Below are 15,402 nucleotides of genomic sequence, written 5' to 3'. Positions count from 1 at the left end.
GGGCGCCCACACGAACCTGATCTGCACGGAGGAATCGCGAATGACGAAGTTCGATATTGTCGAAGCATCCATCGCCTCACTGCGAGCGGCCCTCGAGGATGGGACAACCACCTCGGTGGGGCTGGTCGAGGACTACCTGGCTCGCATCGCCGCATTCGACGGCCCCGATACTGAGACCCGGCTCAACTCCGTGATCGTATCCAACCCGGATGCCCTCGCCGAGGCGGCCACCTCCGATGAGCGACGAGCCCGGGGTCAGACGCTGGGCCCTCTCGACGGAATCCCGTACACCGCGAAGGACAGCTACATGGTCACCGGACTGACCGTGGCCGCGGGCTCCCCCGCCTTCGCCGAACTCATCGCACAGAAGGACGCCTTCACCATCGAGCGCCTCCGCGGTGCCGGGGCCATCTGCCTCGGTCTGACCAACATGCCCCCGATGGCCAACGGCGGCATGCAGCGCGGACTCTACGGCCGAGCCGAAAGCCCCTATAGCGCGCAGTGGCTGACCAGCGCCTTCGCCTCGGGTTCCTCCAACGGCTCCGGTACCGCAACGACCGCCAGTTTCGCCGCCTTCGGTCTCGGCGAGGAGACCTGGTCCTCGGGTCGGGCTCCGGCCTCACACAACGCGCTCATCGCCTACACTCCTTCTCGCGGAGTCATCTCCGTGCGCGGCAATTGGTCTCTGGTGCCCACGATGGACGTCGTCGTCCCCCACACCCGCTCGATGGCCGACCTGTGCGAGGTCCTCGACATCATCGTCGCCGACGACGCCGAGACTCGCGGTGACTTCTGGCGAGTCCAGCCCTGGGTCGAGATTCCCCCTGCTTCTGCCATCCGACCCGATTCCTATGCCGCGCTGCTTCCAACCGATGCCGCTTCGGCACACTCCACACTGGCAGGCAAGCGCTTCGGCATCCCGAAGATGTACATCAACGCCGACCCCGAGGCGGGCACGAATCCCGAGGGCGGCATCGGCGGGCCCACCGGACAGCGGATCGAGACTCGAGCCTCGGTGATCTCAGCGTGGGAACAGGCCCGTCGCGACCTCGAGGCCGCCGGAGCTGAGGTCATCGAAACCGACTTTCCAGTGGTGAGCAACTACGAGGGCGATCGTCCCGGTGCTCCGACGATCAAGACCCGCGGCATCGTGAGCACCGACTTCCTCGATCGGGAGATCAACGACCTCTCCGCTTGGGCCTGGGACGATTTCCTGGCTGCCAACGGTGATCCGAACCTGTCAACGCTGACCGAGGTGGACGGGACGAAGATCTTCCCCCACCCTGACGGCGCCCTCCCCGATCGGTTCACAGGGTTCGAGGACGATATCGCCGAATACCCGCGACTGGTGCGCGAGGACGGCTACGGCTCTGTGACGGAGATCCCCGATCTCGAAGACGGCATTCGAGGCCTCGAGGTGACTCGCCGTATCGACCTTGAAGAATGGATGGACGCCAACGGCTTCGACGCCGTGGTCTACCCGGCAATGGCCGATGTGGGCCCGGCCGATATGGATGTCAACGAGGCTTCAGCGGATCTTGGGTGGCGCAACGGCACCTGGGTTGCCAACGGCAATCTGGTGCCACGGCATCTGGGCATCCCCTCGGTAACTGTGCCCATGGGCACGATGTCTGACACCGGCATCCCCATCGGGCTCACGATCTCAGGCCGCGGCTGGGACGATACGTTGCTCATCGAACTCGCCGCAGCCTTCGAAGCCACCGGTAGTCGACGCGAGGAGCCTCCGCGCACGCCGAGGCTGTGAGCATGCCGAAGCTGTGAATCCGGCAGTCCACGCCGAGTGAGTAAGTCTGAAACCTTCGGGTGAAATCGCCAGATTACTGGATCGTAGCCAGCAATCGGTGGAACAGTATTGGACATGACCGATTTCTCTGTTCTTGCTGAACGCGCGTCCGCTCTACTCGAAGCCCATCATCAGGATCGTCCGATCGTCCTGCCGACAGTGTGGGATGCCTGGTCAGCCCAGGCCATGGTCAATGCCGGATTCGAGGCTCTGAGCATCGGCTCCCATCCTCTCGCCGACTCCGTGGGCTCCGCGGACGGCGAGACCATGAGCCTCAGCCAGGCGCTGGCAGGGATCGCCCGCGTGTGCGGCTCTGTCGATGTACCGGTCAGCGCCGATCTGGAATCCGGCTACGACACCCCGGCACCGGATCTCATCGCCGGACTCCTCGAAGCCGGCGCGGTGGGTGTCAACATTGAGGACACCGTCCACAGCGAGGGACGAATGCGCAGCGCTGAGGAACATGCCGAGTACATCGGAGATCTGCGTCGCGCCGCAGACGCGCAACGGGTGCACGTGGTCATCAACGCCCGCACCGATGTCTTCAAGAATCCCAATGATTTCGAGGATCCCACCGCCGAGGCGATCCGTCGCCTCAATCTGTGCGCCGAGTCGGGTGCGGATTCCGTCTATCCCGTCAGGTTGCCGAACACCGACACACTCAAGTCCATATTGTCCCAGGTAAGACTGCCGCTCAATGTCACCGCTCACCCGGTCAAAGGCGCCGTACCCGACGAACTCGATCTCTCGCAGCTGCAGGAGTTCGGGGTGAAGCGTGTGACTTTCGGGCCCCTGCTGCAGTCCGCAATGTACGACTATTTCGCCAAGTTCACCCGAAACTGGCACTGACAGCTATGCCAACCGCAATGATGAGGAGACGCAATGCCTGAGGATCTTCGCGAAGGACAACCTGTCTGGATCGATTACACCTGTCACGATTTCGAGTCCACGACGAAGTTCTACTCCGAGATCTTCGGGTGGAAGTTCGAAGATCAGGGACCAGACTTCGGCCACTACAACATGATCACGAAGGACGGTGCCACGGTCGGCGGAGCCATGCGCGCCATGAACATGGACGGCACACCGAACCCGATGATCCCGGCGATGTGGACGACCTATCTGCATACCAACGACATCGCGAACACGTACGCGACGGCACTCACCGCCGGGGCCGCTCCGATCGCCGAGCCGATGTCCGTCGGACCACTGGGCCAGATGGCAGTCATCACCGATCCCACCGGAGCCGGCGTAGGCATGTGGCAGCCTGGCGATTTCACCGGCTTCGACACTCCGCTGACTCCTGGGACTCCGGTGTGGTTCGAACTCATGACGTTGGACTATCCCGTCGCACAGGAGTTCTACCGGAACGTCTTCTCCTTCGAGCTGGTGGCGATGGAGGGCTTCCCGTATTCGACTCATGGAGCCGGTGACAATGCTGTGGCCGGCATCTGCGACGCCAGCGAATGGACTCAGGTGTCCTTCTGGCGTGACTACATCAACGTCGAAGACGCCGACGCTACTGCAACGCGAGTGGCTGAGCTCGGCGGGAAGGTGCTCGCCGGTCCGGAAGACTCACCGTATGGCCGCATCGTCACCGTCACCGATCCGGAAGGAGCGACCTTCCAGCTCCAGCAGAACCCGTGAGTGATCGCTTCTCTCGGATACGCAAGCAGTATCTGAGTTTGGGCCTTGGCGAACTGGCGGCGGTCGCAGTGTTTGCGGCTGCCGCCTTTGCCTGGCAGGAGCAGCTCACATCGTCTGGCGCAGTCGCCGCATTGTGGTTTGCACTCGTGCCGCTGGAGTTCGTTCTTCTTCAGGCAGGTGTCTACTGGCTGCTGGCCCGGTCGTGGCACCGTTCCGATCAGGGACGGAGCGCACCAGGTCGAATGCCGTTCATGATGGCGAGGATGTTCCGCAGGCTGAAATTCATCAACCCGATCATTCTGCTCGCTGGCCTGATAGGAGCGGTTGCGAATTTTCCTGCAACCCCACTGGCAGCCGTCATCGTGATCCTCATCTGGGCGTTCGGAGTCGCCGAGTACATCAACTACTTTGTCGTGCGGCTCTCGTATCCGTGGACACAGTGGGCCACCGAGGTCGGTCGTCGGCGGACGCCGAGGCTGGTCAAGGACATGCATGCGGCACGCTGATGCCGATACTGCCTGTTTGGCGTCAGCTGCTCAGTGTCAGCCGCGCAAAGTCAGCCGCGCAGCGCCAAAGCAAACGGCAGCACCGCGGTGGCTCCCGCCTGCCTGAGCAGTCGTGCCCCGATCGCCATCGTCCAGCGGGAGACCACCTCGTCGTCGACGAGCAGCACTGCCTTCCCGGCCACCGTTTCCTCGACCTCGGGCGGAACGACGAATGCATCGTAGAGATCCTTCACCCGGAAGGCACTGTTGACCTCCGGGCTACCGTGATCATGGACCTGCAACAGCTCGCCGCCGTCGATGAGCCGGCCGGCAGACGCCAGGTTCGCCGCCAGCGACCTCACGGTCGTCGGCCTCCGCGCGCTCGGTACCGACACAACAACCTCGGGCCTGATGTCCCAGTCCCACTGGCTCAGGACCTCGAGGCACCATTTGCCGATCTGCACAGGGACCTCAGCATCGGGAGCATCCGGTGCAAGGAACGACCGCAGAGTCTGCCCCTGTCCCAGGTCGCTGAGTCGAGCAATAGCCCGTCCTTCGGCAGCCAGCTCTCCGGCTGGGATGCGGCCCTTGAGCGGAACCCCGATATTGGCCATTCCACTGGGCCAAGTGCTGCGCGGATCGACGGGCAGACCAATGCGATGCAGAGTCCCTGCCGTGGTCTGTCTGCTCTCGTCCGAAATCTCGGCCGACCACCAGACTCCGGCACAGTTGTCGCAGCGCCCACAGGGTTTGGGCTCCGGATCATCGAGCTGCCGAATGAGGAACTCCATCCGGCACTCACGAGTCGACTCGTAGTCCAGCATCGCCTGTGCTTCTGCCGCCCGCACGGCCGCGACCTTCTCGTATCTCTCTTGGTCGTAGGTCCAGCCTTGACCTGTCGAGACGTATCCGCCCTTGATCTTAGTTACGGCGTCTTCGACTTCCAGCGTCTTCAGCAGCAGCTGAAGACGGGTTCGCTTGGTGCCGACAAGGGTCTCCAAGCGGGCCACGGACAGGGGGCCGTCCGCCTCGGCAAGGGCCTGAAGCACGGCGTTGGCATCGGACTGGCTGGGCATCGATGCGGTGGCGAAGTAGTTCCAGATCTCCTGGTCTTCAGCACCGGGCAGGAGCAGGACATCGGCGGAGTCCGTTGCTCGGCCGGCGCGACCAACCTGCTGGTAGTAGGCGACGGCAGACGATGGAGCCCCGATGTGGATGACGAATCCGAGGTCGGGTTTGTCGAAGCCCATTCCCAGCGCCGAGGTGGCCACGAGTGCCTTGATCTGGTTGTCTTTGAGGCGCTGTTCGAGTTCGGCTCGCTCTTCCGAGTCGGTGCGGCCGGTGTAGGCACGGACCTCATGGCCTTGATCGCGCAGGATCCTTGTGATGTCCTCGGCGGCGCTGACCGTGAGCGTGTAGATGATTCCCGAGCCGGTGAAATCGCCGAGGTGGGAGGTCAGCCAGGCGATACGCCCACTCGCGTCGAGGCCCGGCAGGACGCCCAACCTCAGGGAGTCACGGGCAAGCTCGCCGCGGACGACTGTGGTGTCTTGGCCGAGCTGTTCGGCAACATCGGTGACGACGCGGGAGTTGGCGGTGGCTGTCGTGGCCAAGACGGGGGTGTTGCCGGGCAGTTCGGACAGGATGCGGCCGATGCGCCGGTAGTCGGGGCGGAAGTCGTGGCCCCAGTCGGAGATGCAATGCGCCTCGTCGACGACGATGAGGCCGAGGAACGCGAGAAGCTGTGGCAGGACTTCGTCGCGGAACTGGGGGTTATTCAGCCGTTCGGGCGAGACGAGCAGAACGTCGAGGTTGCCGGCTCTGAGGTCATCGAGGACGGCGTCCCACTCGGTGACGTTGGAAGAGTTGAGGCTGGCTGCGCGAACTCCGGCGCGTTCGGCAGCGGCGATCTGGTCGCGCATAAGAGCCAGCAGCGGCGAGATGATGAGGCTAGGACCGGTGCCTGCTGTTCGAAGCATCCTGGTTGCCACGAAGTACACGGCCGACTTGCCCCAACCGGTGCGCTGGACCACGAGGACTCGCTTCTTCTCCACGACGAGATCGCGAATCGATTCGAGCTGACCATCTCGGAACTCAGCGTTGGGATTCGCGGTGAGCTCGGCCAGGATACGTTGAGCCTGAACGGCGAATTCGTCGGCGTCGATGGTCGTTGCGGTCGGGGTGGATTCGGTCATGGGCCCAGTCTAGGTGTCACCACTGACGCGGGCCCATCGAGTACGCGCGACCGCGCCTTCAACCCCTGACTCGTCACCTCAGTGCGAGGTTGACTCCCAAGGTGGCGAGCACGCCGAAGAGCACTCCCCACAGGACGATCGAGATGCTCTGCCAGAACGCTACGGCGTTGCGGTTCGCGCCGAAGCCCACCATGGCCGACGAGGTGATCTGCGACGGCAACAGGGTCTGTCCCAGGAGCGAAACGCCGGGGACCCCGAACTTGTCGAACATGCGCTTGAGTCGCTGCCGCTTCTGCGAGGGCTCGGCGTCCTTCTCGCGGTTCTTCGTCGCCTTGTCTCGGATCGCTCCGGCGCCGTAGACGAATGCGAGCATCGAGGCCACATTGCCGATGATCGCCATGAGGATGGCGACGACCGGGTGCAGACCGATCGCGACGCCGATGACGGAGCCGAAATAGGATTCGACGAAGGGGACGGCAGAGACGAGGATGATGCCCGCCCATTGCAGCCAGTCCGGAATCGACCCGGCGAAGTTCTGGATGCTTTCGATCATTCTGAGGCTCCATTTTCATTGGTACGGAGTCACGGTCGACGCGTTGCACATGAGCCTCCTGGTCATTCTCGACACACGAACTCGGCGACGCAGTACAGTGTACTAGTACGCTGTACTATACAGAAGACGACAATGATGCGCGAGACTGAATTCGGATTGCGAGACTGAGGAGAGCACGAATGTCCAAACGCGATGACATCATCTCTGCAGCGATCCGACTGGCTGAGCAGGCTCCACCTGGGCAGGCCAGCCTCAGCGTGCGGGCGGTCGCCAAGGAAGCCGGAATCGGTGCCTCGACGCTGCGCCACTATTTCCCCACCCAGGCTGATCTGCATGAGGCGATTACTCGCGGCTCCATGGACATGGCAGTCAAGGACTTCTCGATCACCGATTCCAGTCGGGATCCGGGCGAGCGGCTCTTTGAGTGCTGCGCGCAGTTCCTTCCTAACCACGAACACCGTGAGATGCAGCTTGAACTGTGGCTCACGATGCACATCAGCGCGCTTGGCCCCGAACGCCGTGCGGTGACCCGACGGCTGCTCGAGTACGGCCACGACTTCACCTACACATGCCTGCATCGCTGGCTTGAGATCCTGGCCGGCGAAGGCCACCTCGACCCCGCCGAGGTGGCACCATCGGCGACTGCTTTGTTCACCATGCTCGACGGGCTGGCCCTTCACTCAATCGTCACCCCCGAACGGGTCACCGTCGATGCCGCGCTCGATCACCTCAGGTGGCTGATCTCAAAGGTGCTCGCGCCCGCTCCCGATCCGCGAAGATAGGCGCACTGCCCAGCCCGTAGCTCAGCGCATCTGGGCCGCCGCCTGCTGGAGAGCCTGCGTGAGTCGTCCGAGCTTCTCCGAGGCGAGGTTCCAGTGGTGCCAGTACAACGGCACATCGATGTTCGGCTGCGCGGTGATCTGCACTAGGTCCCGACTGAGACCTCCCAGCTGCATGCTGGGGATCAGGCCCCAGCCGACCCCGGCTTCGACGGCGGCCGCGAATTCCCAGGAGCTGGGTACCACCGACATCGGCGGAATCGTCGTCACCCCGGCCCGGCGGAGGAAGTCGAATTGGAGGTCATCGTCCTTGCCGAAGTTCACCATGGGCAGGGATCCCAGACCCACCTCGGCGAATGATCCCGCGCCAACGTCGGCTCCGTACTTCGCGAGCAGCCCTTTCGTGGCCACTGCAACATAGCGCATCGATCCGAGCTTCTGCACCTGGGTGCCGTAGCCGCCTGCGGCTGCCGAGGTGATGGTGCCCAGTACTTCCCCCGACGTCAGCAGCGGCAGGGCATTGCCCTGGTCAGCGACCTCGATTCGGATGACGATGTCATCCCATTTCGCCACCTCGGCGAAGATCGGTCGGAACCAGGTCGAGAGCGAATCGGCGTTGACTCCGATTCGCAGCACCGTCGGTTCTCTGCGTCGTCCACCCTTGGATACGGTCCCGTCGGCACCGATGCCGTCGGGAGCGTCGATGTCGATACCGTGGAGTCGATCCATGGTTTCGGACTCGAGGAGCTCAATCTCCCGCGCATATTTCAGCACCGCCTCCCCAGCCTCGGTGACGGTGATGGGGTTCGTGCGACGGATGAGGACCTGCCCGATGCGGGACTCGAGAGTGCGGATGCGCTGACTCGTCGCCGATGGCGTGACGCCGAGGACGAACGCTCCGCCTTCGACCGTGCCCTCGTCGACGACGGCGGCCAGGGCTTTGACATGATCGATGTTCATTAAGCAATTGTGCATCAGATGAAGATTCTGTTGTTTTTCTTATCAGTGTGCGCGTCATAGTCTTTTCGAGTGCTCACTCATCTCATCAGCGGAACCCTCGCGGGCTGGTCGCTCATCATCGCCGTCGGACCACAGAATGCCCTCGTCCTGCGCCAGGGGATTCGGCGTGAGCACCTCGGCGCGGTGCTCACCATCTGCATCCTCGCGGACGTCGTACTCATCGGATCGGGCACTGTAGGCATCGGTGCGATCGTTCTCCTGGCTCCGTGGGCGCTGGAGATTCTGCGGTGGCTAGGGGTGGCCTATCTGCTCTGGTACGCGTGGGGCAGCCTTAAGTCAGCGCGCGAGGCTTCGGGGCTGACCGCAGATACACATCAGCGCAGCCTGAAATCCATCATCGCCACCACTTTGGCGCTGACCTTCCTGAATCCCGGGGTATACCTCGATACTGTCGTCATGCTCGGCAACCTGGCGAACCAACAGGGACCTGGCGGTGTCTTGCCGTTCACCATCGGGGCGATGTTCGGGTCTCTCACATGGTTCCTCGGCATCGGCTACGGCGCTCGGGCGTTGTCGGGCTACCTGGCTCGGCCGCGGGTGTGGCAGATCCTCGACATCGTCATCGCCGTGGTGCTGGTGGTCCTGGCCGCACGGCTTGCGTTCGGGTAGGAGTCAGCTGTCGGGAGGGCTGGCTATTGCCTCCCCAGTGTGCCGCCCAAAGCGCCGTGTCCGTGCCGAGGGCTACAGTCGGTGACATGGATTCCCGGGTAGATCTGCCGTTGCGGTCGGTGACCAAACATGCGCACTCGCCGCCAGAACTCAGCCCATGGCTGCGTGAGCTTCCTGCTGTCGAGGATCTCCTGGAAGGGTTCGAATTCGAGCGCACGACCGTCTTCGTCGGGGAAAACGGTTCGGGCAAGTCAACGCTCATCGAGGCACTTGCCACGGCCCTGGATCTCCCTCACGGTGGCGGCACGGGATGGGAGGTGCGCGACCACGCCGAGGAGGTTCCTGAACTGAGCGAACATGTGCAGATTGTGCGTGGAGCCGCTTCCAAGCGCGGCGCGTTCTTCCTTCGCGCCGAGACCATGCACGAGAACATGGCCTATCTGATGGAGATCGGCTCCTTTCGGGGGCATCACTATTCACAGCAGTCGCATGGTGAGATGTTCATCGAGATGCTGACGGGGAAGTTCATGGGCCTGGGGCTGTGGGTCCTCGACGAACCGGAGAGCGCGTTGTCCTTCACCGCCTCGCTGACTTTGCTGCATCTCATCCGGCAGCGAGATCGCGCGGGGCTGCAGACCATCATGGCCACCCACTCCCCCGTCCTCGCACATGCAGAGGGTGCCAAAATCGTTGAGGTAGGCGAATGGGGATTGCGCGAATCCACGTGGAACCGTCTCGATATGGTCGACCACTGGAGACGCTTCCTCCATGAACCACAGCGGTACCTGCGATATTTCGATGACGATTGACCGCCACTCCTCACCGGAACGGCGGTGCGCGCGAACGCACCGCCGCCTCGGCGAGGGCTGAGGCTTAGAGCGACAGGCTCGGGTGCAGCTGAGTCAGCGTAACCATCCGCTTCTGGCCGCAGACGAACATGGTTGCCACCAGACAGATCGCAGTCATGAGCAGCAGGACAACCGCCGCCTGCGCTGCGATGAACATGTCCCCGCCGGCGATCAGAGCTCGCAGGCCGTTGACCGCATGAGTCATCGGCAGGAACGGCGAGATGATCTGGAAGATGCTCGGAGCCGTCTGCACCGGGTAGGTACCTCCCGCCGAGGCGATCTGGACCATGAGCAGGACCAAGGCGACCAGCCTGCCGACACCACCCAAGGCCGCGACGCAAAGTTGATGGACCGCATGGAAGCTGGCGGCGACAAGGATTGAGAACAGCAGGGTCCACACCCAACTGCCGGCGGAGAAATCGAGGGCGAAGGTGAGCACCCCATAGAGCACCGCCACTTGAGCCACCCCGAACATAATGCCGGGCACATAACCGGCCCAAGCGATACGAGAGGATTTCGCCGATGACATCAGCGCACGATACGGAATCGCATTGATGACCATGTAGGTGATCATTCCGCCGATCCACAGGGCGAGGGACACGAAGAATGCGGCCAGACCTTCACCGTAGGCGTCCACGGCGTTGTCCTTGAGCTTCTCGGCATCGACGGGCACCGCCACGACATCCGAGCGATTCTCGCGGTCGGATTTGTCATAGGTCGGAATCTGTTTGAGGCCGTCGGCAAGCTTGTCGGCGAGTTCTCCCGATCCGTCGACGAGCTTCTTCGCGCCCTTGTCGAGTTCATCGGAGCCGTCAGCCAGCTTTGAGGATCCGTCCTTGAGGTCGGCTGCACCGGTCTTGGCCTTCTCTGTGCCGTCCTTGAGCTGGATGACACCGTCGTTGAGGTCTCCGGCGCCCTTGGCCAGCTTGCCTGCACCGGCGTCGAGTTTGATGAGCCCTGAATGCAGGTCATCGGCCCCAGTGGCCACCTTCTGCGCACCGTCGTCGAGCTTGCCGATCTTCCTGTCGGCGTCCCTGATCTTACCCATGACGTCATCGACGGCCTTCTTCACCGGGCCTTCGAGGTCCTTAGCCTCATCGGCGGCCTTCGAGGCCCGACCGTGAGCCTTGTCCAGATCCCCGCCGAGGCGGTCCATGTCGTCGGCAAGCTTCGCCACGTTAGGATCATCGGGATAGTCTTCGCGCAGCTGAGCGACCCGATCATCCACATCACCGTTCACGGTCTTCCGCGCCGACTCGAAGTCATCTTCCGCATTGTCCAGCTTCGGTCGTGTGCCCTCGACGAGGTCGTCGGCGCGTTTGCGCAGATCTTCGGCCTTGTCCGTGGTCTCATCGGCGGTGTCACGCAGCTGCGATGTTCCATCAGCGACCTGTCCGGCTCCGGTTGAAAGCTTCTTCGAGCCGTTCTTAGCCTCGGTGGTGCTCTTGGCCAACGTATCTGCACCGGTCTTCAGGTCGCCGCTGCCCTTCTTCAGCTTTCCAGCTCCCTCGTCGAGGTCACCGATGCCGGTCTGCAGCGTCCCTACTCCCTTGTCCAACTTATGTGCACCGTCGGAGAGTTCACCAGTTCCGTCGTGGAGGTCAACCGCACCATCGTTGAGCTTCGACGCGCCCTTGACCGCCTCCTTTGTCGAGGAGTGGATGTCATTGAAGCCGAGATAGACCTCGGTGACGTATTCGGCCGTCGTGGTCTCGTTCAGTCCTGATTTGATCTCGTTGAGGATCGTTCCCGCCATCTGTCCCACGATGAAGTTGTGCGCATCGTCGGTGCGCAGGTTCAGTCCTGCCTGCTCGGGATCGTCCCCTCCAGTCGAGACGAGTCGCTCGGAGAAGTTAGAAGGGATCTCCAGGACGGCGAAATATTTGCCTTCGGCGAGACCGTCGTTGGCCTCCTTCAGCGATGTCTCCTGCCAGTCGAAGCCACCTTCACCTTTGGGCGTGATCTTGTCTACGAGCTCATCGCCTGCCTGGAGCTTCTCACCATCGGAGTCGGGTTTCTCGGCGCCCTCGTCCGTATTGACCACGGCTGCCTGGAGCTTGTCCAGATTGTCGGTCGGCGCCCAGTTCGACGCCAGATACAGTCCACCGTAGATCGCGGGGATGATGGCCACGACGATGATCGCCAACCGAGTGATGGTGTGCCGTTTGAAACGGCTGAGTTCGAGCCATGGCAGAGAGAACATCGAAGAAGCACCTTATTGTTGTCGACAGATTCGAAAAGCTGGTGGAAGCGGGACGTCATCTGAGTCGCCCGCCTCGGTGACTGAGTCGGTTGACTCAGTGTCGGGGATGCTGGGTCAGTTGCAGTGTGCTCACTGAGGTGGGCGATACCTCCGTGTGCAATGCGTCGAGGGCGAGGTCGACATCGGTGGAGTCTTCGCAGGAGGCGATCACCGTCAGTGGACGCTCGGGGTCACGTTTGCGGCGCAGATCCTGATAGATGAGGATGGCCGCCCAGGCGCGGGCGCGATCTTGGCGCTCGCGCAGATAGTCGATGTTATCGAGGACGACGACTGGTGCCTGGGCGAGGCTGGCGAGGCCCAGCTCGAGGAGGAATTTCTGGAGCTCGCTGAGCTCGGAGACGAAGGCCTTCCCCTCGTTGTCGATGAGGAAGTCGGCATCCTTGGCATCCGCAGCAGAGAACGTCCCGACGGGCAGACGATCGATCACCTCGGTGGCGGAGTCGAAGGTCTCGCGGATGACGTCGGTGACCTCGCGCAGGGAGGACTTCGACACCCAAGGTTTGTACCAGGGTTGAAGCATGATGAGCCGTTCGGCGATGTGCTGAGCGAGGGTGAAGTCGTTCTCAAGGTCGGTGAGCCCAGCAATATGCCCAACCGTGACCTGCTCGCGGACGTGGCGGGGCTTCTTGCGAATGTCGAGGTCGCCCACATGCCCCTCGCCGGAGGTCACACGCATGCGCCCGGCGATCGAGAGCAGGAGGGATGTTTTTCCGGATCCGGCTGGGCCCTGGATGATGGCGACCGCACCTCGGGGGACGTCGAGTTCGACGCCGGAGAACACGTCTCCGTTCTTTCCCGATATTCCCCACCCGCGGAGACTGACTTGGCTTATCGCCTGTTCTGTCTCATCGACGAGTGCCTCTGAGTTGCTCTGCATTTCTGATGCCCCCAATGTGTGCGACTATGTCGACCGTTCGCGCTGGCCGCTGACGCCGGGTACGCGGGTCACGCACGCACCACTGCCAAGCACATTACGCCACATGGGCCCTTACAGTGCCGTTCCGTCTGACGCAGGTCAAGTTACTCATAGGTAACTATAGTGGTCGAAGCTGAACATTTTCTTGAAAACACCGCGAATGTCTTCAAGCCCACACAATGCCGATAATGGAGGAATGAGCGATGGGCAGACGAACCTGACATACCTGCAGAGCAGATGGGGGCTGAGTCCGGGTACGGTCACACCCGGATGCTTCGCTTCCGTCATGGCCACCGGAATTATGGCCGTCGGTGCACACCTCAAGGGACTGACCCTGCTCTCGACCATACTGTTCTGGCTGGCCGTGATTCTCTACGCCTTCTTCCTGACACTGATCATCTGGCGCGCCTGCTCGCACAACGAGGACCTGCGCGCCGACCTCCACAACCCGTCGAAGGCCTTTGGATTCTTCACCTTCGTCGCAGCGACCAATGTCCTCGCGACTGGCCTCGAGGGGCAATCTCACTTCCGCATCGCCCTCGCCGCCTTCAGCATCGGCCTCCTCGCCTGGCTGGTCCTGGGCTATCTCATTCCCTTCTCCGCTGTGCTCGGTTCCGCGAAGTCGCCCATCCTCACACAGGTCAATGGAACCTGGTTCGTCTGCGTGGTCGCTGCGCAGTCCGTTGCTGTCGCCGCATCCGGGCTGATGGCGAACCTGCCGGACGAGGCACCCGCGTCTGGAGTCAGTTTCGGGTCGGTTCTTGCGGTCATCGCTGTCATCGCCTGGAGCCTCGGCGTTGGGCTCTATCTCGTCTGCGCCGTCTTCGTCGGGATCAGGGCGCTGCTCCACCGCATCGGTCCCGAGGACCTCGACGCCCCGTACTGGGTGATGATGGGCGCGCTGGCCATCTCCGTGGTTGCAGGCTCAAAGATCCTCGAGGGCGGAACAGCACCCATCTTCGCGGCGACGACGGTCATCATCGCCGGCGCCTCGGCGATCCTGTGGGCCATCTCGACCTGGCTCATCCCGGCACTTGTCATCGCCGGACTGTGGCGGCACTTCCGACACCGCATCCCTTTGGGATACTCGGCGGGACTGTGGAGCATGGTCTTCCCGCTGGGAATGTACTCCGTGGCGAGCATGAATATGGGCAAGGTCGACGGGGTGCCGATCATCTCGTGGATCGGCGATCAGTGGTATTGGATCGCCCTGGGTGTATGGGCGATCGTCTTCTGCGCAATGGTGTGGTCATTCGTGCGCTCGACGAGAGCGCAGGTATCCTCGGACGCTGCGGCGGGCTGAGGTTGGCGGGGAGTCGAGTACGGCTACGGCTGCGGGCACGGGTAGGGCATCACGGAGTGTATGAGTTGGCGCCCCAACGACAGACGGCGGTCCGCGGACAGCTAATTACGGGCCAGACTCCACGCAATGAAAAGCTGCCGCATGCAGCGTGTGCATGCGACAGCTTCAGTTTGTTCGCGGTGCGGACTCAGAGATAAGAACCCGTCTTAAGCGAGAACGCTCAGATGATCATACGTCGAAGCGCTGGCCCTCAGGCTTGGAAGGCAGGAGCTCAAGGACGAACAGAATGAGTCCGCCGATTCCGGGTATGAAGGTGAGGAAGAAGAACGGTCCAGCGAAGTTCGCATCGTGCAGACGACGCCAGATGATCGCCAGTTGCGGGATGATCATGGCGAGAGCGATGAGACCACCGATAACATAGCCGATCCCGGCGATAATCACGCCCGGACCCGACATTGCAGCCTGTGCAGCGCTCGGGTCGTATGGATCGACCATTGCCGCAGAACTTGCTGCCATAACCGCACCGACAATGACCAGCACCATCGGGATGAGCTGCACCAGGAAGGTGAACAGCGCCACCCACCAGAACTCGCTGCGCGAAGCGCGTCCGGAGAACGTGGCGTACTTCTTGAAGAAGCGCTTGACGGCCTGGCCGAATGATGCACCGTAGAGAGGGAGGGACAGATCTTCGGGGCTAGCGGCTCCGCGGATCTGGCCACCTGGGCCCATTGCGCCTGGACCTGTGGCACCGGGGCCTGCGGGATATGCGTTGTTCGCGTCGTAGGACATGGTGACCTTCGTGTTAGGAAAAATATCGTCTTTGCACAGGAAGTGCGATATCAATTGTGCTACAGACTGGCGCCGATCCCCGCATTCACGGTGTTTCAGATCTGGAACGTGAAACAAACAAGATGACGTGACTCGCGACTACAACCCCGCCGATGGGACCCCACGCGAAAAGCGCCCGAGAAGCATCAGCTTCT

14 protein-coding genes are annotated in these 15,402 nt (G+C 62.3%); 8 read left to right on the top strand and 6 right to left on the bottom strand.

Annotation, left to right across the window (positions count from 1 at the left end):
- The first annotated feature begins 40 nt into the window (after nucleotides 1–40).
- The 4 genes from INT29_RS06350 to INT29_RS06335 all read left to right on the top strand — a co-directional run bounded on the left by INT29_RS06350 (nucleotide 41) and on the right by INT29_RS06335 (nucleotide 3,954).
- A complete protein-coding gene (locus INT29_RS06350) occupies nucleotides 41–1,765 on the top strand; it encodes an amidase (RefSeq protein WP_193071141.1) in 1,725 nt (574 codons plus the stop codon).
- Nucleotides 1,766–1,879: 114 nt separating this feature from the next.
- A complete protein-coding gene (locus INT29_RS06345) occupies nucleotides 1,880–2,653 on the top strand; it encodes an isocitrate lyase/PEP mutase family protein (RefSeq protein ID WP_101574076.1) in 774 nt (257 codons plus the stop codon).
- A 33-nt stretch (nucleotides 2,654–2,686) separates the two neighbouring features.
- Nucleotides 2,687–3,448 (top strand): VOC family protein, encoded by a 762-nt coding sequence (locus INT29_RS06340; protein ID WP_193071140.1) that lies wholly within the window; start codon nucleotides 2,687–2,689, stop codon nucleotides 3,446–3,448.
- Nucleotides 3,445–3,954, top strand: a complete 510-nt coding sequence (locus INT29_RS06335) for a hypothetical protein (RefSeq protein ID WP_319020851.1) — start codon at nucleotides 3,445–3,447, stop codon at nucleotides 3,952–3,954. Before INT29_RS06340 ends, INT29_RS06335 begins: the two co-directional genes overlap by 4 nt.
- A gap of 50 nt (nucleotides 3,955–4,004) precedes the next feature.
- On the opposite strand, the gene INT29_RS06330 is transcribed toward INT29_RS06335, so the two are convergent.
- Both INT29_RS06330 and INT29_RS06325 read right to left on the bottom strand, forming a co-directional pair.
- Nucleotides 4,005–6,128, bottom strand: coding sequence for a RecQ family ATP-dependent DNA helicase (locus tag INT29_RS06330; protein WP_193071139.1), 2,124 nt, complete (start codon nucleotides 6,126–6,128; stop codon nucleotides 4,005–4,007).
- 73 nt (nucleotides 6,129–6,201) lie between these two features.
- Nucleotides 6,202–6,681, bottom strand: coding sequence for a hypothetical protein (locus tag INT29_RS06325; protein WP_193071138.1), 480 nt, complete (start codon nucleotides 6,679–6,681; stop codon nucleotides 6,202–6,204).
- A 179-nt stretch (nucleotides 6,682–6,860) separates the two neighbouring features.
- On the opposite strand from INT29_RS06325, the gene INT29_RS06320 reads away from it, so the two are divergent.
- Complete coding sequence (locus tag INT29_RS06320) at nucleotides 6,861–7,463, top strand: TetR/AcrR family transcriptional regulator (RefSeq protein ID WP_101574080.1); 603 nt, start codon at nucleotides 6,861–6,863, stop codon at nucleotides 7,461–7,463.
- Nucleotides 7,464–7,484: 21 nt separating this feature from the next.
- Here INT29_RS06320 and INT29_RS06315 read toward each other — a convergent pair whose 3' ends face one another.
- On the bottom strand, nucleotides 7,485–8,420 hold the full coding sequence (locus INT29_RS06315) for an ArgP/LysG family DNA-binding transcriptional regulator (RefSeq protein ID WP_226841696.1): 936 nt from the start codon (nucleotides 8,418–8,420) through the stop codon (nucleotides 7,485–7,487).
- A gap of 69 nt (nucleotides 8,421–8,489) precedes the next feature.
- On the opposite strand from INT29_RS06315, the gene INT29_RS06310 reads away from it, so the two are divergent.
- Nucleotides 8,490–9,089, top strand: a complete 600-nt coding sequence (locus INT29_RS06310) for a LysE/ArgO family amino acid transporter (protein ID WP_193071136.1) — start codon at nucleotides 8,490–8,492, stop codon at nucleotides 9,087–9,089.
- Nucleotides 9,090–9,175: 86 nt separating this feature from the next.
- Nucleotides 9,176–9,898, top strand: coding sequence for an AAA family ATPase (locus INT29_RS06305; RefSeq protein ID WP_193071135.1), 723 nt, complete (start codon nucleotides 9,176–9,178; stop codon nucleotides 9,896–9,898).
- 64 nt (nucleotides 9,899–9,962) lie between these two features.
- Here the strand turns inward: INT29_RS06305 and INT29_RS06300 are convergent, their stop codons facing one another.
- Together INT29_RS06300 and INT29_RS06295 are read right to left on the bottom strand one after the other, a co-directional pair.
- Entirely contained in the window at nucleotides 9,963–12,140 is a 2,178-nt protein-coding gene (locus tag INT29_RS06300; RefSeq protein ID WP_193071134.1) for a YhgE/Pip domain-containing protein, read from the bottom strand.
- 94 nt (nucleotides 12,141–12,234) lie between these two features.
- Complete coding sequence (locus tag INT29_RS06295; protein WP_101574085.1) at nucleotides 12,235–13,077, bottom strand: ATP-binding cassette domain-containing protein; 843 nt, start codon at nucleotides 13,075–13,077, stop codon at nucleotides 12,235–12,237.
- A 235-nt stretch (nucleotides 13,078–13,312) separates the two neighbouring features.
- On the opposite strand from INT29_RS06295, the gene INT29_RS06290 reads away from it, so the two are divergent.
- Entirely contained in the window at nucleotides 13,313–14,419 is a 1,107-nt protein-coding gene (locus INT29_RS06290; protein WP_193071133.1) for a tellurite resistance/C4-dicarboxylate transporter family protein, read from the top strand.
- Nucleotides 14,420–14,647: 228 nt separating this feature from the next.
- On the opposite strand, the gene INT29_RS06285 is transcribed toward INT29_RS06290, so the two are convergent.
- Nucleotides 14,648–15,208 carry a DUF805 domain-containing protein gene (locus tag INT29_RS06285; RefSeq protein WP_226829846.1) on the bottom strand — a complete coding sequence of 187 codons (561 nt, stop codon included), beginning with the start codon at nucleotides 15,206–15,208 and terminating at the stop codon, nucleotides 14,648–14,650.
- Between the last annotated feature and the right edge of the window lie 194 nt (nucleotides 15,209–15,402).

This window comes from Brevibacterium sp. FME37, assembly GCF_014897485.1.
In the GTDB taxonomy this organism is placed as follows: Bacteria; Actinomycetota; Actinomycetes; order Actinomycetales; family Brevibacteriaceae; genus Brevibacterium.
Note: the sequence above shows the minus strand (reverse complement) of the source record. Positions and strands in the feature narration are given on the sequence as shown.